This is a genomic window from uncultured Rhodospira sp. (assembly GCF_937138205.1).
Taxonomy (GTDB): Bacteria; Pseudomonadota; Alphaproteobacteria; order Rhodospirillales; family Rhodospirillaceae; genus Rhodospira.
The window spans coordinates 1-8,621 of sequence record NZ_CAKZOT010000063.1; the positions used below are offsets into that span (position 1 = coordinate 1).

Genomic DNA, 8,621 nt, shown 5'->3' on the forward strand with positions numbered 1-8,621 from the left:
CCCCCTCTCGGCGCATTGTCGGCCGCATGAGCACCACCACCAAGACCCCGCCTCCGCCGCCGTCGGGCGGTGAGGAGATCCGCGACACCCCGCTGGCCGACGCGCTCGGCGAGCGGTATCTGGCCTATGCGCTGTCGACCATCGTCGCCCGGTCGCTGCCCGACGTGCGCGATGGTCTCAAACCCGTCCACCGCCGCCTGCTCTTCGCCATGCGGCAACTGAAACTCGACCCCGAGGGCGGCTTCAAGAAGTGCGCCCGCGTCGTCGGCGACGTCATCGGTAAGTACCACCCGCACGGCGACTCGGCGGTGTACGAGGCCATGGTGCGCCTGGCGCAGGACTTCGCCGTGCGCTGGCCGCTGGTCGAGGGCCAGGGCAACTTCGGCAACATCGACGGCGATAACGCGGCGGCCATGCGCTATACCGAGGCACGCCTGACCGCCGTGGCCCAGGCCCTGATGGAGGGCCTGGACGAGAACGCCGTCGACTTCGGCCCCACATACGACGGCGAGGAGGACGAGCCCCGGGTCATGCCGGCGGCCTTCCCCAACCTGCTGGCCAACGGCGCCCAGGGCATCGCCGTAGGCATGGCCACCAGCATCCCGCCGCACAACGTGGGCGAGATCTGCGACGCCCTCGCCCTGCTGATCGACGACCGCGACACGCCGCTGGACGCCCTGGTCGCCCGTATCCCCGGCCCCGACTTCCCCACCGGCGGCGTCCTGGTGGAGACGCCGGCGGCCATCCGCGAGGCCTACGCCAGCGGACGGGGCGCGTTCCGGCTGCGGGCGCGGTGGGCCAAGGAGCCGCTCAGCCACGGCCAGTACCAGATCGTGGTGACCGAAATCCCCTATCAGGTGCAGAAGGCCAAGCTGATCGAGCGCATCGCCGACCTGCTGACCAACCGCAAACTGCCGTTGCTGGCCGACGTGCGCGATGAGTCGGCGGAGGATGTGCGCATCGTGCTGGAGCCGCGCAGCCGCTCGGTCGATCCGGACACGCTGATGGAGCAGTTGTTCCGCCAGACCGAGTTGGAAACCCGCGCCAGCCTGAACATGAACGTGCTGGACGCCGACGGCGTGCCGCGCGTCATGGACCTGCGGGGGGTGCTGCTGGCCTTCCTCGACCACCGGCACGAGGTGCTGGTGCGGCGCACCCGCCACCGCCTGGACAAGATCGCCCACCGGCTGGAGGTGCTGGGCGGGTATCTGATCGCCTACCTGAACCTGGACGAGGTGATCCGCATCATCCGCGAGGAGGACCATCCCAAACCGGTACTGATCGACACGTTCGATCTGACCGACGTGCAGGCCGAGGCCATCCTCAACATGCGGCTGCGCAGCTTGCGCAAGCTGGAGGAGATGGAGATCCGCAAGGAGCACGAGGCCCTGTCGGTCGAACAGGCGGACCTGCGCGATCTGTTGGCGGACCCGGCGCGGCGCTGGGCGCGCATCGGCGAGCAGGTGGCCCAGATCAAGCAGGACTTCGGCCCGCACACCGACCTGGGCCGGCGCCGCACAGAACTCGGCACGGCGCCGCAGGTGATCGAGGTGCCGATCGAGGCCATGGTGGAACGCGAGCCGATCACCGTGATCCTGTCGCGCATGGGCTGGATCCGGGCACTCAAGGGCCACCCGGAGGACATCGGCGAACCCCGCCTGAAGGACGGCGACAGCCTGCACACCGTGGTCCGCGCCCAGACCACCGACAAGCTGCTGCTGTTCGCCTCCAACGGCCGCTACTACACCATCGCCGGGGATCGCATCCCGCGCGGACGCGGCTTCGGCGATCCGGTGCGCCTGATCGTCGAGGTGCCCAACGATGCGGCGTTGGTGGACCTGCACGTGCACCGGCCGGGGGCGAAGCGCCTGCTGGCGGCGTCCGACGGTCGCGGTTTCGTGGTCGAGGAAAGCGAGTGCGTCGGCCAGACCAAGGCCGGCAAGCAGGTGCTCACCCCGGGCAAGGACGCCGTCGCCGTGGCCAGCCGACCGCTCGATCCGGGCGGGGTCGAAGGGGATCACGTGGCCTGTATCGGCACCAACCGCAAGCTGCTGATCTTCCCCCTCGACCAGGTGGCGACCATGGCCAAGGGGCGCGGGGTGACGCTGCAGCGGATCAAGGACGGCCGCCTGACCGACGTGCGGGTGATCCGCCTGGCCGACGGCCTGAGCTGGCCCAGCGGCGAACGCACCCGCACCGAGACGGACCTGACGCCGTGGCTCGGCAATCGGGCGAGCACCGGCCGCCTGCCCCCGCGCGGCTTCCCCCGGGACAACACGTTCGGGGGCGGGTGAGCCGGACCCGTCCACAGCGGTTGCCCAAACTACGACCGGGCGCGCCCCGACCGCGAACAACCGCGCGTGCGGCCTGCGGTTTTCGTTTCGCTCGCAACAGAAAAGGATTGCCCGACCCCCCGTGTCGGATGCTCAATGAAGCAGACGAAACACGACGCTTGGGGGACCGATGGTGGACCGCGCGCCCTGGGCCGAGGACCGCGCCCGCGCGATCCTGGCGGCGTATCGCGCCGAACCGGGCGCGCTGCTGCCCATGCTGCACGCCCTGCAGGAAACGTTCGGCTGCATCGACGCCGAGGCGGTGCCGCTGCTGGCCGAGGTGCTGAACCTGTCACGGGCCGAGGTGCACGGGGTCGTCACCTTCTACCATGTTTTCCGCCGCACACGGCCGGGCCGGCATGTGGTGAAGGTCTGCCGCGCCGAGGCCTGCCAGGCGGTCGGCGCCGAGTCGCTGCTGGATCACGTCCGGCGCTCGCTCGCCGTGGAGGACGGCGGCACGACAGCGGACGGCGCGTTCACGCTTCAGGTGGTCTACTGCCTCGGCAACTGCGCCCTGGGGCCGTCGGTGATGGTCGATGAGACCGTGCACGGCCGCGTCACACCGGCGCGGTTCGATGCGGTGGCGGCGATCCATCGGGACCGGGAGGACGCCGCATGACCGCCCGCGTCTTCATCCCGCGCGACGCCGCCGCGCTGTCGGTGGGCGCCGACGCCGTGGCCGAGGCCGTGGCGGTGGAGGCCGCGCGGCGGGGCGTGTCCCTGGACATTGTCCGCACGGGCTCGCGCGGGCTGCTGTGGCTGGAACCGCTGGTCGAGGTAGCGGCGGCGGACGACCCCCGCCACGCCTTCGGCCCGGTGGCGCCGGAAGACGTGCCGAGGCTGTTCGACGCCGGCTTTCCCGCCCCTGACGCCGACGACCCGCTGGCGCTCGGCCCGACGGAGGCCATCCCGTACCTGAGGGACCAGACCCGCCTGACCTTCGCCCGGTGCGGGGCCGTCGATCCTCTTTCGCTGGAGGATTACCGCGCGCATGGCGGGGGCGACGGCGTGGCCCGCGCCCTGACCATGACCCCGGCCGAGATCTGCCAGGCCGTCACCGACAGCGGCCTGCGCGGGCGCGGCGGCGCCGGCTTCCCGGCCGGGATCAAGTGGGACACGGTGAGACAGGCCCCCGGCGCCCCGAAATACATTGCCTGCAACGCCGACGAGGGCGACAGCGGCACCTTCGCCGACCGCATGATCCTGGAGGGCGACCCCTTCCTGCTGATCGAGGGCATGGCCATCGCCGCCCTGGCCACAGGGGCGACCGAGGGCTTCATCTACCTGCGCTCGGAATACCCGCACGCCCGCGACACCCTGCGCGCGGCCCTCCGCATCGCCGAGGAGCAGGGATGGCTGGGCGAGCGCATCCACGGCAGCGACCACACCTTCCGCATTCATCTGCGCCTCGGCGCCGGCTCCTACGTCTGCGGCGAGGAAACGGCGATGCTGGAAAGCCTGGAGGGCCGGCGCGGTCAGGTGCGCGCCAAGCCGCCACTGCCGGCGCACGAAGGCCTGTTCGGGAAGCCCACGGTGGTCAACAACGTGCTGACCCTGTGCGCGGCACCCTTCGTCCTGGCGCACGGCGCGGAGGCCTATGCCGCGCATGGCGTGGGGCGCTCCCAGGGGACGCAGCCGTTCCAGTTGGCCGGCAACATCCGGCGAGGCGGGCTGGTGGAGGCGCCGTTCGGGATCACCCTGCGGACACTGATCGAGGATTTCGGCGGCGGCACCCGCTCCGGCCGACCGGTGCGGGCGGTGCAGGTGGGCGGGCCGCTGGGGGCGTACCTTCCCACCGACGCGCTCGATGTGCCCGCGACCTATGAGGCCCTGGCCGAGGCCGGGGCCATGCTCGGCCACGGCGGCATCGTCGTCTTCGACGACACCGTCGACATGGCGGCCATGGCCCGCTTCGCCATGGAGTTCTGCGCGATTGAGAGTTGCGGCAAGTGCACGCCGTGCCGCATCGGCAGCCAACGCGGCGTCGAGGTGATCGACCGGATCGTCGCCCGGCGGGACCGGGAGGCCAACCGCGCGCTGCTGGAAGACCTGTGCATGGTGATGACCGACGGCTCGCTGTGCGCCATGGGCGGCCTGACGCCGCTGCCGGTGCAAAGCGCGCTGCGGCATTTCCCGGAGGATTTCCACCGCCAAGCGGCGGCGGAGTAAAGGTGTTGTAGGGCGGATTCGGCCCGCGAAGCGGGCCAATCCGCCACATGCGGTGCCGCCCCAGGCGGATTGCCGCTTCGCGGCGAATCCGCCCTACGGGTTCTGTTACGGAGGGACGCGTCATGACCCTGACCCGCGAGATCGACCACGGCACCCCCAAGGTCGACAGCGACACGGTGGTCTCGCTGACCATAGACGGACGGGCGGTCACGGCGCCGGCCGGCACGTCGGTGATGCGCGCGGCGAGCGAGGCCGGCATTGCCATCCCCAAACTGTGCGCCACCGACAGCCTGGCGGCCTTCGGCTCCTGCCGCCTGTGCGTGGTGGAGGTCGAGGGCCGCAAGGGCACCCCGGCCTCCTGCACCACGCCGGTGGCCGAGGGCATGGTGGTGGCCACCCAGACCCCGCGCCTGATCAACCTGCGGCGCGGGATCATGGAGCTGTACCTGTCCGACCACCCGGCCGGCTGCCTGACCTGCGGCGCCAGCGGCGGATCCTGTGAACTGCAGGACATGGCCGCGTCCGTCGGCCTGCGCACGGTGCGCTACGGCACCGAGGGAAAAAATCATCTGGCCGCCGAGAAGGACGCCAGCACACCCTATTTCGTCTTCAACCCGGCCAAGTGCATCGTCTGCTCCCGCTGCGTGCGTGCCTGCGAGGAGGTCCAGGGCACCTACGCGCTGACCATCGAGGGGCGCGGCTTCGACTCCAAGGTCGCGGCCAGCGCGGGCGAGTCCTTCCTGGACAGCGAGTGCGTCTCCTGCGGCGCCTGCGTCGAGGCCTGCCCCACCGCCGCGCTGATCGAGAAAAGCGTGGCCGAGCACGGGCACGGCGACCACGCGGTCTCGACCACCTGCGCCTATTGCGGCGTGGGGTGCTCGTTCCGGGTCGAGATGAAGGGCGAGACCGTGGTGCGCATGGTCCCGGAAAAGACCGGCGGCGCCAACGAGGGCCATAGCTGCGTGAAGGGCCGCTTCGCCTTCGGCTATGCCAGCCACCCCGACCGCGTCACCGCGCCGATGATCCGCGAGGCGATCACGGACGACTGGCGCGTGGTGTCATGGGCGGAAGCCATCGCCTTTGCCGCCGACCGCTTCAAGGCCATCCAGGCCGAACACGGCACGGGCGCCATCGGCGGGATTACGTCGTCTCGCTGCACCAACGAAGAGGTGTTCGTCGTCCAGAAGATGATCCGCGCCGCCTTCGGCACCAACAACGTCGATACCTGCGCCCGGGTCTGCCACGCGCCCACCGGCTATGGCCTGAAGCAAACCTTCGGCACCTCGGCCGGCACGCAGGACTTCAAGAGCGTCGAGGCCGCGGACGTGATCCTGCTCATCGGCGCCAACCCGACAGACGGTCACCCGGTGTTCGCCTCGCGCCTGAAACGGCGCCTGCGCGCTGGCGCCCGGCTGATCGTCGCCGACCCGCGCCGCATCGATCTGGTGCGCTCGCCGCATGTCGCGGCCGCGCACCACCTGCCGCTGCGCCCCGGGACCAACGTCGCCTTCATCAACGCCATGGCCCACGTGGTGATGACCGAGGGGCTGGAGGACCGCGCCTTCATCGCGGCCCGCTGCGAGACCGATCCGTTCGCCGACTGGGCGGCGTTCATCCGCGACCCCCGCCATGCCCCCGAGGCCGTCGAGGCCATCACCGGCGTCCCCGCCGCCGACCTGCGCGCCGCCGCCCGCCTGTACGCCACCGGCGGCAACGCCGCCATCTACTACGGTCTGGGCGTGACCGAGCACAGCCAGGGCTCGACCATGGTCATGGGGCTGGCCAACCTGGCCATGGCCACCGGCAACATCGGCCGCCCGGGCGTCGGCGTGAACCCGCTGCGCGGCCAGAACAACGTGCAGGGCTCGTGCGACATGGGCTCCTTCCCGCACGAGTTCAGCGGCTACCGGCCAGTCTCGGACGACACGGTGCGCGCGCAGTTCGAGGCCGAATGGGGTGTTCCGCTGCACGGCGAGGCGGGCCTGCGCATTCCGAACATGCTGAACGCCGCCGTGGCCGGCACGTTCCGGGGGATCTTCATCCAGGGCGAGGACATCGCCCAGTCCGACCCCAATACCAAGCACGTCCGGGCGGCGCTGGCGGCCATGGACTGCGTGGTGGTGCAGGACCTGTTCCTCAACGAGACGGCGGCCTATGCCCACGTGTTCCTGCCGGGCACCTCGTTCCTGGAGAAGGACGGCACCTTCACCAATGCGGAACGGCGCATCAACCGGGTGCGGCCCGCCCTGCCGCCCCGCACCGGCAAGCCCGAATGGCAGGTGGCGTGCGACCTGGCGACGGCGCTGGGATACCCCATGCTCTACAGCCATCCGTCCGAGATCATGGACGAGATCGCCCGCCTGACCCCGACCTTCCGGGGCGTCTCATTCGAGGCCCTGGACCGGCTGGGCAGCGTGCAATGGCCCTGCACCGACGCCGCGCCCGAGGGCACGCCGATCATGCACGCCGAGGGCTTCGTGCGTGGGCTGGGGCGGTTCATGATGACGGAGTTCGTGCCCACCGAGGAACGCGCCACCCGTGCCTTCCCACTGCTGCTGACCACCGGGCGGATCCTGGCGCAGTACAACGTGGGCGCCCAGACGCGCCGAACGCGGAACACCGTCTGGCACGGCGAGGACGTGCTGGAGATCCACCCCCACGACGCCGAGGTGCGCGGCATCATTGACGGCGACCGGGTGTCGCTGGCCAGCCGCATGGGCGCCACCAGCCTGCGCGCGACCCTCACCGAACGGGTGCCACCGGGCGTGGTCTATACCACCTTCCACTATCCCACGACGGCGGCCAACGTGGTCACCACAGAGCTGAGCGACTGGGCCACCAACTGCCCCGAGTACAAGGTGACGGCGGTGCAGGTCACCCGGGCCAACGCCCCGGCCGACGCAACGACCGACGTGGCGGCCGACGCAACAGCCGACGTGGCGGCGGAGTAGGCCGGATGCCCCGCCACGCCCGAACCGCCGCCCGATACTGGCGCTCAGGATCGTTGGACCTGGGACGCCCTCACCCGCCCTCGCCAAGGGTTGGCGGGCGACACCGCGCACATGAAGAGATGGCGGAGGGGGTGTCTTCCAAATGTGGCGCCTAACGCATTGAAAGAACGCGCTGTTGAGTTTCGCGGCCCCGTCATACCCATCATACTACCCATCAAAAAGAGCCGGTCGCAGGCGGTCGCCCACGAACGAGCCCGCCCCCGGGTCGCCCCAGGGGCGGGCGGGATACTGGCGACGGTTGCCAGTATGGTCAGGAGGCGATGCGCCGCCCGGCCCACTGCACCCCTTGATCGTCGAAATGCCGCATGGCCTCTTCCTGGGCAAGATAAAGTGTGTCGTGCATGTCCCTGGCCATCACGGTCACGGCGGTGCCGATGAAAGTGAAGGCGGCCTGGATTTGGTCCTTCTCGATTGAGTCGTCGTCAGCGGCTCGGGCCAGCATCGCGCACAGAGGCCCCAAACCTTGAAGCTCCATTGTGCGGTCATCGGTGACCGCCAGTAGGTTTCCCAAGGTCACGTTGGCCATACGTGAGGCGGAGGGGATACGCGGAGCGGCGGTCTGTTCGGCGGTCTGGTTCATCGTTCTGCCTCCTTCAGGCTGCCTTGGCGATACGGGCGCGGTCGTACCGCTCGCACATGTCGGCCAGCTTGTCCGCAAGCAGTTCGACCATGCCCGAGACAGTCTGATAGGTGTCCTCATCGCCCTGCCCGCTTTCGAGAACCTTTGCGGCGCCGCGCGCGGTGTCGCGGGCATTCAGCAGGTCAATTCCCAGCCCCGCCGCTTCCATGTGGCCTACCGGGATGGCGTCAGCCTGGACGGGCGCCGCCTTCGCGGCAGCAGCGGTCTTGTCGCGCTCCATTTCGAGGTTGCTCATGTCCAGTGCCTTCAAGGCGCGGCCCATGGTGTCCTCAAGCAGCATGAGCGCCAGCCGGCGGGTTTCTCCGATGCACTCGTAGGGCATGGAGTCCTCGGCCCAGGCGAGAAGCTGCAAGATGGCCTGGACGCCTTGCAGGTCTATGGTCGGGTCAGCGGTCCAGGGTGTGGCGCCGGCCTCCCTCTGTGCCAACGATCATGAGACAGCTGCCCCCCACACGTTTAGACTTGAGG

The 8,621-nt window shown here is 70.0% G+C and carries 6 protein-coding genes; 4 read left to right on the forward strand and 2 right to left on the reverse strand.

All coding sequences use genetic code 11. The annotated features are described in order from the left end of the window. Positions 1–26 precede the first annotated feature (26 nt). The 4 genes from parC to fdhF all read left to right on the forward strand — a co-directional run bounded on the left by parC (position 27) and on the right by fdhF (position 7,453). Positions 27–2,294 carry a DNA topoisomerase IV subunit A gene (parC, locus tag Q0309_RS08970; protein ID WP_299439733.1) on the forward strand — a complete coding sequence of 756 codons (2,268 nt, stop codon included), beginning with the start codon at positions 27–29 and terminating at the stop codon, positions 2,292–2,294. 169 nt (positions 2,295–2,463) lie between these two features. Next, on the forward strand, positions 2,464–2,952 hold the full coding sequence (locus Q0309_RS08975; protein ID WP_299439723.1) for a formate dehydrogenase subunit gamma: 489 nt from the start codon (positions 2,464–2,466) through the stop codon (positions 2,950–2,952). Further along, positions 2,949–4,502 (forward strand): NADH-ubiquinone oxidoreductase-F iron-sulfur binding region domain-containing protein, encoded by a 1,554-nt coding sequence (locus Q0309_RS08980; protein ID WP_299439725.1) that lies wholly within the window; start codon positions 2,949–2,951, stop codon positions 4,500–4,502. Before Q0309_RS08975 ends, Q0309_RS08980 begins: the two co-directional genes overlap by 4 nt. A gap of 122 nt (positions 4,503–4,624) precedes the next feature. Further along, on the forward strand, positions 4,625–7,453 hold the full coding sequence (fdhF, locus tag Q0309_RS08985; RefSeq protein ID WP_299439727.1) for a formate dehydrogenase subunit alpha: 2,829 nt from the start codon (positions 4,625–4,627) through the stop codon (positions 7,451–7,453). A 310-nt stretch (positions 7,454–7,763) separates the two neighbouring features. Here the strand turns inward: fdhF and Q0309_RS08990 are convergent, their stop codons facing one another. Together Q0309_RS08990 and Q0309_RS08995 are read right to left on the reverse strand one after the other, a co-directional pair. Next, positions 7,764–8,093 carry a hypothetical protein gene (locus Q0309_RS08990; protein WP_299439729.1) on the reverse strand — a complete coding sequence of 110 codons (330 nt, stop codon included), beginning with the start codon at positions 8,091–8,093 and terminating at the stop codon, positions 7,764–7,766. 13 nt (positions 8,094–8,106) lie between these two features. Further along, entirely contained in the window at positions 8,107–8,505 is a 399-nt protein-coding gene (locus Q0309_RS08995; RefSeq protein WP_299439731.1) for a hypothetical protein, read from the reverse strand. Positions 8,506–8,621: the final 116 nt, after the last annotated feature.